At 61.0% G+C, this 13525-nt stretch carries 17 protein-coding genes; 8 read left to right on the forward strand and 9 right to left on the reverse strand.

All coding sequences use genetic code 11. The features are described from left to right. Positions 1–10: 10 nt before the first annotated feature. The 6 genes from nusB to nrdR all read right to left on the reverse strand — a co-directional run bounded on the left by nusB (position 11) and on the right by nrdR (position 4487). On the reverse strand, positions 11–511 hold the full coding sequence (gene nusB, locus QFW87_RS26155; RefSeq protein ID WP_008153530.1) for a transcription antitermination factor NusB: 501 nt from the start codon (positions 509–511) through the stop codon (positions 11–13). Then, positions 508–984: a 6,7-dimethyl-8-ribityllumazine synthase gene (gene ribE, locus QFW87_RS26160; protein ID WP_003185938.1), complete on the reverse strand. Its 477-nt coding sequence runs from the start codon at positions 982–984 to the stop codon at positions 508–510. Before ribE ends, nusB begins: the two co-directional genes overlap by 4 nt. A gap of 91 nt (positions 985–1075) precedes the next feature. Then, a complete protein-coding gene (gene ribBA / locus QFW87_RS26165) occupies positions 1076–2167 on the reverse strand; it encodes a bifunctional 3,4-dihydroxy-2-butanone-4-phosphate synthase/GTP cyclohydrolase II (RefSeq protein ID WP_283189223.1) in 1092 nt (363 codons plus the stop codon). Positions 2168–2183: 16 nt separating this feature from the next. Then, positions 2184–2846, reverse strand: a complete 663-nt coding sequence (locus QFW87_RS26170; protein WP_008033746.1) for a riboflavin synthase — start codon at positions 2844–2846, stop codon at positions 2184–2186. Between the two features lie 46 nt (positions 2847–2892). Then, the gene (gene ribD, locus QFW87_RS26175) at positions 2893–4026 is read right to left on the reverse strand and encodes a bifunctional diaminohydroxyphosphoribosylaminopyrimidine deaminase/5-amino-6-(5-phosphoribosylamino)uracil reductase RibD (RefSeq protein WP_283189224.1); all 1134 of its coding nucleotides are present in this window, start codon (positions 4024–4026) and stop codon (positions 2893–2895) included. Continuing rightward, positions 4023–4487, reverse strand: coding sequence for a transcriptional regulator NrdR (gene nrdR / locus QFW87_RS26180; protein WP_003228656.1), 465 nt, complete (start codon positions 4485–4487; stop codon positions 4023–4025). Before nrdR ends, ribD begins: the two co-directional genes overlap by 4 nt. Positions 4488–4615: 128 nt before the next feature. Between nrdR and QFW87_RS26185 the strand changes: the two genes are divergently transcribed. The 3 genes from QFW87_RS26185 (at position 4616) to trxA (ending at position 6700) form a co-directional block, all read left to right on the forward strand. After that, on the forward strand, positions 4616–5080 hold the full coding sequence (locus tag QFW87_RS26185) for a YbaY family lipoprotein (RefSeq protein ID WP_283184638.1): 465 nt from the start codon (positions 4616–4618) through the stop codon (positions 5078–5080). Further along, positions 5077–5733, forward strand: a complete 657-nt coding sequence (locus QFW87_RS26190) for a 50S ribosomal protein L11 methyltransferase (protein ID WP_283189225.1) — start codon at positions 5077–5079, stop codon at positions 5731–5733. Before QFW87_RS26185 ends, QFW87_RS26190 begins: the two co-directional genes overlap by 4 nt. A 94-nt stretch (positions 5734–5827) precedes the next feature. After that, entirely contained in the window at positions 5828–6700 is an 873-nt protein-coding gene (trxA, locus tag QFW87_RS26195) for a thioredoxin (RefSeq protein ID WP_283189226.1), read from the forward strand. Here trxA and QFW87_RS26200 read toward each other — a convergent pair. Beyond that, positions 6697–7044, reverse strand: coding sequence for a hypothetical protein (locus QFW87_RS26200; RefSeq protein WP_223432919.1), 348 nt, complete (start codon positions 7042–7044; stop codon positions 6697–6699). The two genes, trxA and QFW87_RS26200, sit on opposite strands and share 4 nt — an antisense overlap. Before the next feature lie 135 nt (positions 7045–7179). Here QFW87_RS26200 and QFW87_RS26205 point away from each other — a divergent pair, with 135 nt between their 5' ends. From QFW87_RS26205 to QFW87_RS26225, 5 genes are all read left to right on the forward strand, one after another. Further along, a complete protein-coding gene (locus QFW87_RS26205; protein ID WP_283189227.1) occupies positions 7180–7770 on the forward strand; it encodes a DUF2796 domain-containing protein in 591 nt (196 codons plus the stop codon). Positions 7771–7921: 151 nt separating this feature from the next. Further along, complete coding sequence (locus tag QFW87_RS26210) at positions 7922–8632, forward strand: ABC transporter ATP-binding protein (RefSeq protein ID WP_283189228.1); 711 nt, start codon at positions 7922–7924, stop codon at positions 8630–8632. Position 8633: 1 nt separating this feature from the next. Next, on the forward strand, positions 8634–9899 hold the full coding sequence (locus tag QFW87_RS26215; RefSeq protein ID WP_283181838.1) for an ABC transporter permease: 1266 nt from the start codon (positions 8634–8636) through the stop codon (positions 9897–9899). An 11-nt stretch (positions 9900–9910) separates the two neighbouring features. Next, on the forward strand, positions 9911–10429 hold the full coding sequence (locus QFW87_RS26220; RefSeq protein ID WP_283189229.1) for a DUF3299 domain-containing protein: 519 nt from the start codon (positions 9911–9913) through the stop codon (positions 10427–10429). A 103-nt stretch (positions 10430–10532) separates the two neighbouring features. Next, positions 10533–11231 carry an OmpW family outer membrane protein gene (locus tag QFW87_RS26225; protein ID WP_283189230.1) on the forward strand — a complete coding sequence of 233 codons (699 nt, stop codon included), beginning with the start codon at positions 10533–10535 and terminating at the stop codon, positions 11229–11231. Positions 11232–11467: 236 nt separating this feature from the next. On the opposite strand, the gene QFW87_RS26230 is transcribed toward QFW87_RS26225, so the two are convergent. Next, positions 11468–12397: an NAD-dependent epimerase/dehydratase family protein gene (locus QFW87_RS26230; RefSeq protein ID WP_283181841.1), complete on the reverse strand. Its 930-nt coding sequence runs from the start codon at positions 12395–12397 to the stop codon at positions 11468–11470. Then, positions 12390–13274, reverse strand: a complete 885-nt coding sequence (locus QFW87_RS26235) for a sugar nucleotide-binding protein (RefSeq protein WP_046053235.1) — start codon at positions 13272–13274, stop codon at positions 12390–12392. The genes QFW87_RS26230 and QFW87_RS26235 overlap by 8 nt, the downstream gene beginning before the upstream one ends. Positions 13275–13525: the final 251 nt, after the last annotated feature.

The raw sequence follows: 13525 nt of genomic DNA on the forward strand, positions 1-13525 counted from the left end.
CAAGCGCGAATCAGCGCTTGAACGCCTTCACTTCAGCTTCACGCAGACGCGGGGCCAGCTTGTCGAGTACACCGTTGACGAACTTGTGGCCGTCGGTGGAACCGAAGACTTTCGCCAGCTCGATACCTTCGTTGATCACAACGCGGTACGGCACGTCGACGCGCTTGAGCAGTTCCCAGGTCGACAGGCGCAGAACGGCCAGTTCAACCGGGTCCAGCTCTTCGATCGTGATGTCCAGGCACGGTGTCAGTGCAGCGTCGATCTCAGGCTTGTGAGCCGGAACGCCGTGCAGGATGTCGTGAAAGTAAGCGGCATCGACATCGCTGAAATCGTTATCGACCCGGAACTGCGCTTCGATCTCGTTCAAAGATTGCTTGGCCATGTGCCATTGGTACAGCGCTTGAGTCGCGAGCTGACGGGCTTCGCGACGCTTGACGCTTTTCGATGGCTTGCCGGCATCCGCAGGCTTTGGATCGCGCGGGTTGAAACGATCGCTTTCGTCGCTAATCACTTGGCCTCCAACTGCGCCAGCAGGCTGACCATTTCCAGAGCGGACAGGGCAGCTTCAGCACCTTTGTTACCGGCCTTGGTGCCGGAACGTTCGATGGCTTGCTCGATGGAATCAACAGTCAGCACGCCAAATGCGACTGGAACGCCGAACTCCATGGACACCTGGGCCAGGCCCTTGGTGCATTCGCCAGCCACGTATTCGAAGTGCGGAGTACCGCCACGAATGACCGCGCCCAGGGCGATGATTGCTGCGTATTCGCCCTTTTGAGCGACTTTTTGCGCAACCAGCGGGATTTCGAAGGCGCCAGGGGCGCGGATGATGGTGATGTCGCTTTCGCTCACGCCGTGGCGAACCAGGGCATCAACTGCACCGCTGACCAGGCTTTCAACGACGAAGCTGTTGAAACGGCCTACTACCAAAGCGTAGCGGCCTTTAGGGGCGATGAAGGTACCTTCGATGGTCTTCAGGGTCATTCGTTAGATCTCTTAAAGAGCCGGGACGCGTTTTCTACGCGTCCCTCAGTGATGTGTTAACCGCGAATCAAGGACTGGAAACAACCGGTCATTATTCGGAGGGCACGTATTCTACAACTTCCAGATCGAAACCGGATATCGCATTAAATTTCATTGGCGCACTCATCAGGCGCATTTTGCGCACGCCCAGGTCCCGGAGGATCTGCGAACCGGCACCGACAATGCTGTAGGTGGTCGGTTTTTTCGCCGGTACGTGCTCCGCGGTTTCGCGGATATGCGCCAGCAACACGTCGCCATCGAGCGGGTGACCGAGCAACAGCACCACACCGCTGCCCGCCTCGGCAACCGCGGCCATCGCGGCGCGCAGGCTCCAGCGGCCAGGCTGCTTGACCATCAACAGGTCGCGCAACGGGTCCATGTTGTGCACCCGAACCAGGGTCGGCTCTTCGGCGCACACGGTGCCCAGAGTCAGGGCCATGTGCACGTCGCCTTCCACGGAATCACGATAGGTCACCAGGTTGAATTGGCCCAGTTCGCTGTCCAGCGGCTGCTCGGCAATCCGCTGAACGGTACGTTCGTGGATCATCCGGTAGTGAATCAGGTCGGCGATGGTGCCGATCTTGATGTTGTGTTCGGCAGCAAACGCTTCCAGTTCCACGCGGCGGGACATGGTGCCGTCGTCGTTCATCACTTCGCAGATCACGCCGCTCGGCTCGAAACCGGCCATGCGCGCCAGGTCGCACGCCGCTTCGGTGTGGCCGGCGCGAGCGAGGGTGCCGCCGGCCTGGGCCATCAGCGGGAAGATGTGACCGGGGCTGACGATGTCTTCAGCCTTGGCGTCTTTCGCGGCAGCCGCTTGCACTGTACGCGCACGGTCGGCGGCAGAAATGCCGGTGGTCACGCCGGTGGCCGCTTCGATGGACACGGTGAACTTGGTGCCGAAGCCGGAACCGTTGCGCGGCGCCATCAAGGGCAGCTTCAGCAGTTCGCAGCGCTCGCGGCTCATCGGCATGCAAATCAGGCCACGGGCGTGCTTGGCCATGAAGTTGATGTGTTCAGGCTGGCAGCACTCGGCGGCCATGATCAGGTCACCTTCGTTCTCGCGGTCTTCGTCATCCATGAGGATGACCATCTTGCCTTGGCGGATGTCTTCAACCAGTTCTTCGATGCTATTGAGCGCCACAAGGCACCCCCTTGGGTCAGGATTTGAGGTAGCCGTTGGCGGCCAGAAAGCTTTCGGTGATGTTGCTGGAGGTTGGCTCTGCGGCTTTATCGCCTAAAAGCAGGCGTTCCAGATAACGTGCCAGCAAGTCAACTTCAAGATTCACCCGGCGACCTGGCTGGTAAGACGCCATGATGGTTTCGCTCAGGGTGTGCGGAATGATCGTCAGCAAGAACTCGGCGCCATCGACCGCGTTCACGGTCAGGCTGGTGCCGTCGACGGTGATCGAGCCTTTATGGGCGATGTACTTGGCCAGCTCTTTGGGAGCGCGGATGCGGAACTCCACAGCGCGAGCATTCTCAGTACGGGCAACCACTTCGCCCACGCCATCGACATGGCCGCTGACCAGATGCCCGCCGAGGCGAGTGGTCGGGGTCAGGGCTTTTTCCAGGTTGACCGGGCTGCCGCTTTTCAGATCATTCATGGCGGTGCAGTCGAGGGTTTCGCGACTGACGTCCGCCGCAAAGCCGTTGCCTGGTAACTCAACCGCGGTCAGGCACACGCCGTTGACCGCGATGCTGTCGCCCAGTTTGACGTCGCTCAGATCGAGCTTGCCGGTTTCTACGTGTACCCGCACATCTCCGCCTTTTGGGGTCAATGCACGAATACTGCCGATGGATTCGATGATGCCGGTAAACATGGAGTCCTCCTCGAGAACAGGGCCGTCGCGTGGCGCAGGCCCGGAATTATACGCTCGCCGCTGGCGAAGGAATGGCGATGACTCGCCAGTCATCGCCAACCGCGCGAATTTCGGTGATTTTGAGTTCAGGCGCATCCTTCATTTGCGCGAGCGGCCAATCCAGCAACGGGCGCGCAGACGAACCTAAAAACTTGCCAGCGATGAAAATCTGAAACTCGTCCACCAGCCCTTGCTGAGCGAAAGCCCCGGCGAGACGCGGCCCCGCTTCGACCAACACTTCGTTGACCCCACGGGCAGCGAGTTCGACCAGCAGTTTGCGCAGGTCGACCAAGCCGTCCTCGCCCGCCACGATCAGGCATTCCGGACCGTTGGCGTATTGCTCCTCGATCGCCATGCACGTGGCGACCAATGCAGGCCCGGCCTTGAAGAACGGCGCATCCAGCGGCACGCGCAGGCGGCCGTCGATCAGCACGCGAAGCGGCGGACGGCTCATGGCCAGGGCCGTTTGCTCAGGATCCAGGCCTAGTTCATCGGCACGCACAGTGAGACGGGCGTTGTCTGCCAGCACCGTGTCGGCGCCGGTCAGCACTACGCTGGCCTGGGCGCGCAGGCGTTGTACCGCAGAACGCGCCGCTGTACCGGTGATCCATTGGCTTTCACCGCTTTCCATCGCTGTCCGACCGTCGAGGCTCATGGCCAACTTGACCCGCACGAACGGTAAGCCGTGCTCCATGCGCTTGAGGAAACCTTCATTAAGCTTGCGCGCTTCGCCTTCCAGCACGCCGCTTTCGATAGCGATGCCGGCCTGGGCCAGGCGCTGCATGCCGCGACCGGCAACCGACGGATTCGGGTCTTGCATCGCCGCGACTACCCGAGCCACACCGGCATGTACCAGCGCATCCGCACAAGGCGGCGTCCGTCCGTGGTGGCTGCAAGGTTCAAGGGTCACGTAAGCGGTGGCGCCTCGAGCCTTATCGCCGGCGGCGCGCAGGGCATGGACTTCGGCATGGGGTTCGCCGGTGCGCACGTGCCAGCCTTCGCCGACAATCTGCCCGTCCCGCACGATCACGCAGCCCACCCGAGGGTTGGGGTGTGTCGTGTAATGACCTTTGCGCGCCAGTTCCAGGGCGCGAGCCATATAATGGGCGTCGAGGATGGCTTGTTCTACGGAGGTGGTCATTCTTTCACCGGCTCACGGGCCAGGCGATCGATCTCTTCGCGGAACTCGTTGAGGTCCTGGAAGCGCCGATACACGGAGGCGAAACGAATGTAGGCGACTTCGTCGAGCTTTTGCAGCTCGGCCATCACCAGTTCACCGACGACAAGGGATTTAACCTCTCGCTCACCGGTGGCGCGCAGTTTGTGTTTGATGTGCACCAACGACGATTCCAGGCGCTCGACACTCACCGGGCGCTTCTCCAGCGCACGCTGCATGCCGGCGCGGAGTTTTTCTTCGTCGAACGGCTGACGGCTGCCGTCGGTTTTGATCAGGCGCGGCAACACCAGTTCGGCAGTCTCGAACGTTGTGAAACGCTCGCCGCAGGCCAGGCATTCACGCCGGCGGCGTACCTGTTCGCCCTCGGCGACCAGACGCGAGTCGATGACCTTGGTGTCGTTGGCACCGCAGAAGGGACAGTGCATGGTGGCAGGCAACAAAAAAAGGGAGGGCCATGGTAGCGCATCCCCGTGGCAAGACAAGCCATAGGGTTTGCGGTATACAGACGGGCTATAGAGCTAGATCCATGGATTTCACCTTGCTGGAGCCGAAAATGTCCCTAAGACCGCTCGTTTTGCTCAGTCTTTTCAGCCTGCTGGTGGCCTGCAGCAGCGATGCGCCCAAGCCCCAGCCGCCGACGCCAGGCCCCGCGCCACAACAGGCACAGAAGAAAGCCAGGGAATCGGCCAACCTCGGCCCGCTGCCCGCATATCAGCGTGAATTGAGTGGCACCTTGCAAGGCGTGCCGGCCGGCGCCGAAGTCGAACTGGCGCTGCTGGTGATCGACGACAAGGACCGTCCGCAACAATTGCTGGCCAGTTCCAGCCTGATCGGCACCAATCAGATTCTGCCGTTTCACCTGCGTTTCAACCCGGAATCCTTCCCGGTCGGTGCCCGCGTTGAACTGCGTGGCCGCGCCAGCCAGTCCGGCCAGCTGATTTTGCATCTGCCGTCGCAAGTCATCAGCCAGCCAACGACGCAAGTGCTGGGTCAGCTGCAGTTCGTCAAAGCGCCATGACTGCACCGTTCGACCTGCAACAGGCGTTAGGCGAACTGCTCGGTGACGCACAGCTGGTTGCCTGTGAATTGCCGGACACCGACCTGAAGCTTTGGCTGATCGACGGCGACAACATGGACCGCGCGTTCAGCCCGGAAGAAACCCGGCGGATTCTGCATGAGCCGCCCTATTGGAGTTTTTGCTGGGCCAGTGGGCTGGCGGTCGCCCGCTATCTCGCCCAGAACCCGCACTGGGTCGAGGGCAAACGGGTGCTGGATTTCGGTGCCGGTTCCGGGGTGGCGGGGATTGCGGCGGTGAAGGCCGGAGCGCTGGAAGTGGTGGCCTGTGACCTCGACCCGCTGGCGATCGCTGCGTGTCGGGCGAATGCCGAACTTAATGACGTCCACCTCAACTACTCGACGGACTTTTTCGCCGAAGCGGATCGCTTTGATCTGATTCTGGTGGCCGACGTGCTGTACGACCGGGCGAATCTGCCGTTGCTCGATGAATTCCTGAGTCGCGGCCAGCAAACCCTGGTGGCCGATTCGCGCGTGAGGGATTTTCGCCACCCGTTGTATCAACGCATCGAGATGCTGGAAGCGATGACCTTGCCCGATCTGGCCGAGCCCGAAGAGTTTCGGCATGTGAGCCTCTACCACGCGCGGCGCGGCTAAAAGCTTCGCGGGCAATCTGTCAGACTGACCACACTTTCAGCCACACCCCGCCAAGTCGTATAGTTGCCCCATTCACGCTTTTACGAGATCCCCCATGAGTCAGGAAACGCCGTACATCTTCGACGCCACGACTGCCGATTTCGAGCAGTCGGTGATCGAGAACTCTTTCCACAAACCGGTGCTGGTGGATTTCTGGGCCGAATGGTGTGCGCCGTGCAAGGCCTTGATGCCAATGCTGCAAACCATCGCCGAGAGCTATCAGGGCGAGTTGCTGCTGGCCAAGGTCAACTGCGACGTTGAACCGGACATCGTTTCGCGCTTCGGCATTCGCAGCCTGCCGACGGTGGTGCTGTTCAAGGACGGTCAGCCGGTGGATGGTTTTGCCGGTGCACAGCCGGAATCCGCCGTGCGCGCGATGCTTGAGCCTCACGTGCAAATGCCTCCACCGGCTGCTGCCGACCCGTTTGAACAGACTCAGGTGCTGTTTGATGACAACCGCTTTGCCGACGCAGAAGCCACCCTCAAAGTGCTGCTGGGCGAAGACAACACCAATGCCAAGGCACTGATTCTCTACGCCCGCTGCCTCACCGAACGTGGCGAGCTGGGTGAAGCGCAAACCGTGCTCGACGCGGTCAAGAGCGACGAGCACAAGGCCGCCCTCGCCGGCGCCAAGGCGCAGATCCAGTTCCTCGGCCAGGCCAAGGATTTGCCGGATGCGGCAGACCTGAAAGCGCGCCTGGCAAAAAATCCGCAGGACGATGAAGCGGTTTATCAGCTGGCGATCCAGCAACTGGCCCGTCAGCAGTACGACGCGGCGCTGGATGCATTGCTCAAGCTGTTCGTGCGCAATCGCAGCTACAGCGAAGGCTTGCCGCACAAGACCTTGCTGCAGGTGTTCGAACTGCTGGGCAACGATCACCCGCTGGTGACCACGTACCGCCGCAAGTTGTTTGCTGCGCTTTACTAACCTGCGTTGATCCAGCTGTAGAGCGGCGTATCCCCGCCGCTCGTCACTTTCACATCTGAGCAGTGGCGCAAACGCACCAGCAACCGCTTGCCCGACGCCGCGCTGCCGGTCAAACCTTCCAACTGATCGAGCAAATCCGGCCCGCTCAATTGCCCGGCCTTGCGCAGCAAATCCTTGGCGATCTGCCACAGCGCATCATCCTGATTGATCGGTTTTGCCGGTGCAGCACTGGCCTCCGGTTTCACCACCTGCAACTGCGCACCAAGCCGTGCCCAGTCGCCGTCATCCATCTCCAGCGTCAAATCCACCGGCCAGTCGCCGATGCTTCCGCGTATACGCAACATAAGACTGCTCCTGCACATTTCTGACTTGCATGCTCCCATGGGACTTGTGCAACGCCAAGCAGGCGGTCAAACTCTCGCCACCTACGTTATAAGATTACATAACAAATTCTTCATTTTACTTTTCGGAGACCCGCCATGCGCCGTCTGCTTCTCGCTCTGCCGTTTGCCCTGTTGCCGCTGGCCGTCGCCCACGCTGCCGATGAACATGATCATGATCATGATCATGACCATGGCAGCCTCAGCGCCCACGAACATGGTGTCGGGCGCCTGAACGCAGCGCTGGACGGTCAGACTCTGGAGCTGGAACTGGAAAGCCCGGCGATGAACCTGGTGGGTTTCGAACACGCCGCCACCACCGACGCCGACAAAGCCAAAGTTGCCGCCGTTCGTGCGCAGCTGGAGAAACCGCTGGTGCTGTTCAACTTGCCGAAAGCCGCCGGTTGCGTGGTTGCGACTCAGGAACTGGAAAGCCCGCTGTTCGGTGACAAACCCGATATCGATGATGATCACGACGAAGCGGGCAAGGACGGGCATCACCACGACCACAGCGAAATCCACGCTCACTACCAATTCAGTTGCTCGGCACCGGGCGCGCTGAAAAACCTGGATCTGGCGAACATCTTCAACACCTTCCCGGCGACCCAGAAGATTCAGGTACAACTGATCAGCCCGAGCGGGCAGCAAGGGGTTGAAGTGACGGCCAAGGCTGCCGCCCTCCAGTTCTAAACTCACCGCAGTACCAATGTGGGAGCGGCGGTGCGACGATTCGACTTGCTCGCGAAGGGGCCGTCAAATTCAACACAATTGTTGACCGTTAGACCGCTTTCGCGAGCAAGCCCGCTCCCACAGGGCTCACCTATTACCTGACCGGTTTCACATGACCCAAGCACTCATCGAACTGTCCGACCTGGGCTTCAGCTGGCCCGGTCATCCGCCGCTGCTGGATATCCCGGCGTTTCGCCTGGAGCCTGGGGAAACCCTGTTCCTCAAAGGTCCCAGCGGCAGCGGCAAGACCACCCTGCTCGGCCTGCTCGGCGGCGTGCAGAAGCCTGATCGCGGCAGCATCCGATTGCTGGGCCAGGAGCTGACCGAACTCTCGGCCGGCGCTCGCGACCGCTTTCGGGTCGATCACACCGGCTACATCTTCCAGCAGTTCAACTTGCTGCCGTTTCTCTCGGTGCGCGAGAACGTTGAGCTGCCCTGCCACTTTTCCAAACTGCGCGCGGAACGGGCGATCCAGCGCCACGGCAGCGTCGATCAGGCGGCGGCCACCCTCCTCGCCCACTTGGGTCTGAAGGATGAAAGCATCCTCAGTCGTCGCGCCGATTCGCTGTCCATCGGCCAGCAGCAACGGGTTGCCGCTGCGCGCGCGTTGATCGGTCAGCCTGAATTGGTGATTGCCGACGAACCGACTTCGGCCCTGGATTACGACGCTCGCGAGAATTTCATTCGCTTGCTGTTCGCCGAATGCCGCGAAGCCGGATCGAGCCTGCTGTTCGTCAGCCATGACGAGAGCCTGGCACCGCTGTTCGATCGCCACCTGTCGCTGGCCGATCTCAATCGCGCCGCCAACCCGTCCGAGGTCTGAGATGTATTTGTTTCGTCTAGCCATGGCCAGCCTGGCTAACCGCCGCTTCACCGCGATCCTCACCGCGTTCGCCATTGCCCTATCGGTCTGCCTGCTGTTGGCCGTGGAACGGGTGCGCACCGAAGCCAAGGCCAGTTTCGCCAGCACCATCAGCGGCACCGACCTGATCGTCGGCGCACGTTCCGGCTCGGTAAACCTGTTGCTGTACTCGGTGTTCCGCATTGGCAACGCCACCAACAACATCCGTTGGGACAGCTTCGAACACTTCGCCAACAACCCGAAAGTGAAGTGGGCGATCCCGATGTCCCTCGGCGACTCCCATCGCGGTTACCGCGTGATGGGCACCACCGAGGCGTACTTCGAGCACTATCAATACGGTCATCAGCAACACCTGGAACTGGCCGACGGCCGCGCCTTCGCCACCGACCCGTTCGAAGTGGTACTCGGCGCCGAAGTGGCCGATGCGCTGCACTACAAACTCGGTGAGAAACTGGTGCTGGCCCACGGCGTGGCGGTGATCAGTCTGGTCAAGCACGACGACAAGCCGTTCACCGTGGTCGGCATTCTCAAACGCACCGGCACCCCGGTGGACCGCACGTTGCATATCAGCCTCGGCGGTATGGAAGCTATCCACATCGACTGGCACAACGGCGTGCCAGCGCGCGGCAACGGCCGGATCAGTGCCGACCAGGCACGCAACATGGACCTGACGCCGCAAGCGATCACCGCGTTCATGCTCGGCCTCAACAGCAAGATTTCGACCTTCGCGCTGCAGCGTGAGATCAACGAATTTCGGGGTGAACCGATGCTGGCGATCCTGCCGGGCGTGGCGCTGCAAGAGCTGTGGAGTTTGATGAGCACGGCGGAAAAAGCCTTGTTCGTGGTCTCGCTGTTCGTGGTGCTGACCGGGTTGATCGGCATGCTCACGGCGATCCTCACCAGCCTCAACGAACGCCGTCGGGAGATGGCGATTCTGCGTTCGGTGGGTGCCCGCCCGTGGCACATCGCAACCTTGCTCGTGCTGGAGGCGTTTGCCTTGGCGCTGTCGGGCGTGATTGCCGGGGTGGGTCTTTTGTATGTGGGCATCGCCTTGGCCCAAGGTTATGTGCAAGCGAATTACGGCTTGTATCTGCCGCTGGCCTGGCCGAGCGAATATGAATGGACGCTGCTCGGTGGCATCCTGATCGCCGCGTTGCTGATGGGCAGCGTGCCGGCCTGGCGCGCGTATCGCCAATCCTTGGCCGATGGCCTGTCGATCCGTTTATGAGGACGTTGAACATGCCCCGCGCTGTGCTTGCGCTGTTGATGCTGGTCGCCTTGCCCCTGTGGGCGGCCGAGCCGAAAGACCTGACCTGGTCGGAAATGATCCCACCGGACGCCGCACCAGAAGTGCCGAACATGACGCCACTGCACGACCTGTCACAGATGGGCAACGCATTGGCCGCCGAATCGGCGCCAGCGGCCAAGCAAGACATGCCCAATGCACCGGTGGTGAAAAGCCTCGACGGTCAGAACATTCGGCTGCCGGGCTACATCGTGCCGCTGGAAGTGAGTGAAGAAGGTCGCACCACGGAGTTTCTGTTGGTGCCTTATTTCGGCGCCTGCATCCATGTGCCGCCACCGCCGTCGAACCAGATCGTGCACGTCAAAAGCGAGGTGGGTGTGAAGCTTGATGAGTTGTATCAGCCGTACTGGATCGAAGGGGCATTGCAGGTCAAGGCATCCAGCAGCGAATTGGCGGATGCCGGGTATCAGATGCAGGCTGGCAAGATTTATGTGTATGAGCTGCCGGAGTGAATGACGTCCCCATCACTGTTTCATTGAGCTGAGTCAAAAGACCGTATCAGACGGCTCCGTACCATTGGACATCGAATATTTTTAACGTCCTTTGGAGCCCTCCATGCACAAGTCCTTGCTCAGCGCTTCGCTGTTTGCCCTCGCGCTCGCAGCACCGTTAGCCTACGCCCACGAAGCCGGCGATATCATCGTTCGCGCCGGTGCAATCACCGTCAACCCGAAAGCCGACAGCTCCAGCGTCAAGGTTGATCAAGGCCCGCTGAAGGGTGCCGATCTGGGTGGCAAGGCCACCATGAGCAGCGACACTCAACTGGGTCTGAACTTCGCTTACATGCTCAACAGCCACTGGGGGATCGAGCTGCTGGCGGCCTCGCCGTTCGAGCATGACGTGAAGATCAAAGGCACCGCCCTGGGCGCAGCCAACGGCAAACTCGGTACGCTGAAACACCTGCCACCGACGTTGAGCATTGTGTATTACCCACTGGACGGGAAGTCCGCATTTCAGCCGTATGTCGGCGCCGGTATCAACTACACCTGGATCTACGACGAGCACGTCGGCAGCGAAGCCAGCGCCAACGGCTTCAGCAACTTCAAAGCGGATAACTCTTGGGGCATGGCGTTCCAGGTCGGCGCCGACTACATGCTGACCGACAACATCATGATCAACGCCCAAGTGCGCTACATCGACATCGACACCACCGCGACGGTGCAAAATAACGCAGTGGCACAGGGCACTCGTGCCAAGGTCGATGTGGACGTAGACCCGTTCATCTACATGGTTGGCCTGGGTTACAAGTTCTAAACCCGCCACACAAAAAAAGGCGCCTCGAAAGGCTAATGCCAGTCAGTTAAGCCAAAACGCGATCCGTAGCAGCTGGCGAAGCCTGCGTTCGGCTGCGCAGCAGTCGTGAAATCAGACGATGCGGTGTTTCAGGAAGACCGCAAACTCAGGTTTTACGACTGCTGCTACGGATTGTGTCGTTCCTTAACTGACTGGCATTAGCCTCGAAAGGCGCCTTTTTCATGACTGCGGAAACCTCAGCGCCCCAACAACCGCGCCAGGCCGACACGCATCGGTGTCTGCTCCGGGTAGGTAAAGCGCTCCAGCAAACGCTGATTGTTCGCTCGTGAGTGACGGATGTCACCGGAGCGTGCCGGGCCATAGCTCACCGGCGGCAATTGACCGACCACCGTTTCAAGGGCTTCAAGCATTTGCTTGAGGGTCGTGGCCTGGTTCCAGCCGACGTTGACCGCGCCGACTTCGACCTGCGGTTTCTCGATGGCTTGCACCAACAAGTCGACCAGGTCTTCGACGTAGACGAAATCGCGAGTCTGCTCACCATCGCCGAACACAGTGATCGGCAGGCCCTTCTGCGCGCGCTCGCTGAAAATGCTGATCACCCCAGAATACGGCGAGGACGGATCCTGGCGCGGGCCGAAGATGTTGAAGAAGCGGAAAATCACCGGCTCCAGACCATGCTGGCGACGGTAAAAATCAAAGTACTGCTCGCTCGCCAATTTGTCCGAAGCGTAGGGCGTCAACGGTGCCTTGGGCGTGTCTTCGTCGATCGACTCGCCTTCGCCATTGTTGCCGTAGACCGCTGCGCTGGACGCGTACAGCACCCGCTTGACGCCGGACTGGCGCATGGCTTCGCAGACATTCAGCGAGCCAATGAAATTGCTCTGGTGAGTCTTCACCGGATCATCCACCGACGCCTGCACCGACGCCACTGCGGCCAGGTGTGCCACAGCGCTGCATCCGACCATCGCCCGTGCTACCAGCGCGGCATCGGCGACATCGCCCACGATCAGTTCGACGCCAGGATTGTCCAGCGGCAAATTGCTGCGCTTGCCGGTGGAGAGGTCATCGAGAATGCGCACCGAATGGCCCGTGGCGAGTAAGGCATCGGTGAGGTGCGAGCCAATGAAACCGGCGCCGCCGGTGATTAAAACAGGGCTGTCAGCCATGGCGATAAAACCTATCCAGTAAGCCCGGGAGTGCCGCACGCCAGGCGCGGGGCTTGATCCCGAAAGTGTGCAGAATTTTCTTGCAGGCCAGCACCGCGTGTTGCGGTTCTTCGGCGGCGTCGGGCCGGGCGGCGTGAGCCTGGGCGGTCGGCGCTTCGATGGCCAGCGGATGCAGCGCGCGTGCTTCGGTGAGGATCGCCTGCCCAAGTGCCAGCGGCGTGGTCGCCTCATGCCCGGCGTAATGGTAGGTGCCCCACAGCGGCGCCGAGCAATCGAGTTGCTTGAGGACCGAGATGATCACCCGGGCGGCGTCATCCACCGGCGTCGGATTGCCCCGACGGTCGTCGGCCATCAGCAATTCTTCAGGTAGTTCGGCGCGACCGAGGAAACGCCCGAGGGTGCCGTCAGGGCTGTCATCCAACAGCCAGCCGAATCGCAGCAACACGTGTTGCGGGCAGGTGGCACGGACGCTTTGTTCGATCCGCCACAAGGCCTGACCGCGCAGGCCCAAGGGCACCGGTTCGTCTTTTTCGCTGTAGGCCGTCGCCCGGGAACCATCGAACACGCGATAGCTCGACGGTTGCAACAGCACGATGTTGTGATGCTGGCACAGTTCGGCCAGACGCTCGATCGCCCGCTCCTGCCCGGCCAGACGCTGTTCGCTGACCGTCTCCGCCTGAAACCAGTCGAAGTAATAGGCGAGGTTGATCAACGCGTCCGGACGGGTGTCGTCGAGCAGTTGCGTCAGGGTCGCGGCGTCCCAGCCGTCTTGCGGTGGGCGGGGGGCGAGGAAGCCGATATCTTCCTCCGCACCGAGGCGAATCAGCGCCTGCCCAAGGGCATTTCCGCCGCCCAGTAACATAAGGCGCATTCGCATAGAGTCAGCAGGCCCAGTCTGATTGAAACAATGGCTTTATCGACACCGCTCGCGGGCGATGCCGTCGATAGTTGCCGGAATCGTTGCATTTTGCGGGTTTAGTGCGCAACCGTCATCCGTAAAGTGTAGATCCCTGGGTTTTGCGCCGCCTATGATGGCCTCTTCGCGGGCAAGTCGGATCGCCGCACCGCTCGCTCCTACAAAGCGCCACCGGCCCTGTAGGAGCGAGGCTTGCCCGCGAAGGGGCCATT

Origin of the sequence: Pseudomonas sp. PMCC200344, assembly GCF_030053095.1 — a bacterium.
In the GTDB taxonomy this organism is placed as follows: Bacteria; Pseudomonadota; Gammaproteobacteria; order Pseudomonadales; family Pseudomonadaceae; genus Aquipseudomonas; species Aquipseudomonas svalbardensis.

Bases quoted from the DNA above. Each gene is read 5' to 3' on its own strand.
- QFW87_RS26205 (WP_283189227.1), top strand. From the start codon at position 7,180: ATGCGCCGTCTGCTTCTCGCTCTGCCGTTTGCCCTGTTGCCGCTGGCC.
- ribD (WP_283189224.1), bottom strand. From the start codon at position 4,026: ATGACCACCTCCGTAGAACAAGCCATCCTCGACGCCCATTATATGGCT.
- ribE (WP_003185938.1), bottom strand. From the start codon at position 984: ATGACCCTGAAGACCATCGAAGGTACCTTCATCGCCCCTAAAGGCCGC.
- trxA (WP_283189226.1), top strand. From the start codon at position 5,828: ATGAGTCAGGAAACGCCGTACATCTTCGACGCCACGACTGCCGATTTC.
- QFW87_RS26210 (WP_283189228.1), top strand. From the start codon at position 7,922: ATGACCCAAGCACTCATCGAACTGTCCGACCTGGGCTTCAGCTGGCCC.
- QFW87_RS26190 (WP_283189225.1), top strand. From the start codon at position 5,077: ATGACTGCACCGTTCGACCTGCAACAGGCGTTAGGCGAACTGCTCGGT.
- QFW87_RS26170 (WP_008033746.1), bottom strand. From the start codon at position 2,846: ATGTTTACCGGCATCATCGAATCCATCGGCAGTATTCGTGCATTGACC.
- QFW87_RS26235 (WP_046053235.1), bottom strand. From the start codon at position 13,274: ATGCGAATGCGCCTTATGTTACTGGGCGGCGGAAATGCCCTTGGGCAG.
- QFW87_RS26215 (WP_283181838.1), top strand. From the start codon at position 8,634: ATGTATTTGTTTCGTCTAGCCATGGCCAGCCTGGCTAACCGCCGCTTC.
- QFW87_RS26220 (WP_283189229.1), top strand. From the start codon at position 9,911: ATGCCCCGCGCTGTGCTTGCGCTGTTGATGCTGGTCGCCTTGCCCCTG.
- QFW87_RS26185 (WP_283184638.1), top strand. From the start codon at position 4,616: ATGTCCCTAAGACCGCTCGTTTTGCTCAGTCTTTTCAGCCTGCTGGTG.
- QFW87_RS26230 (WP_283181841.1), bottom strand. From the start codon at position 12,397: ATGGCTGACAGCCCTGTTTTAATCACCGGCGGCGCCGGTTTCATTGGC.
- QFW87_RS26200 (WP_223432919.1), bottom strand. From the start codon at position 7,044: ATGTTGCGTATACGCGGAAGCATCGGCGACTGGCCGGTGGATTTGACG.
- QFW87_RS26225 (WP_283189230.1), top strand. From the start codon at position 10,533: ATGCACAAGTCCTTGCTCAGCGCTTCGCTGTTTGCCCTCGCGCTCGCA.
- nrdR (WP_003228656.1), bottom strand. From the start codon at position 4,487: ATGCACTGTCCCTTCTGCGGTGCCAACGACACCAAGGTCATCGACTCG.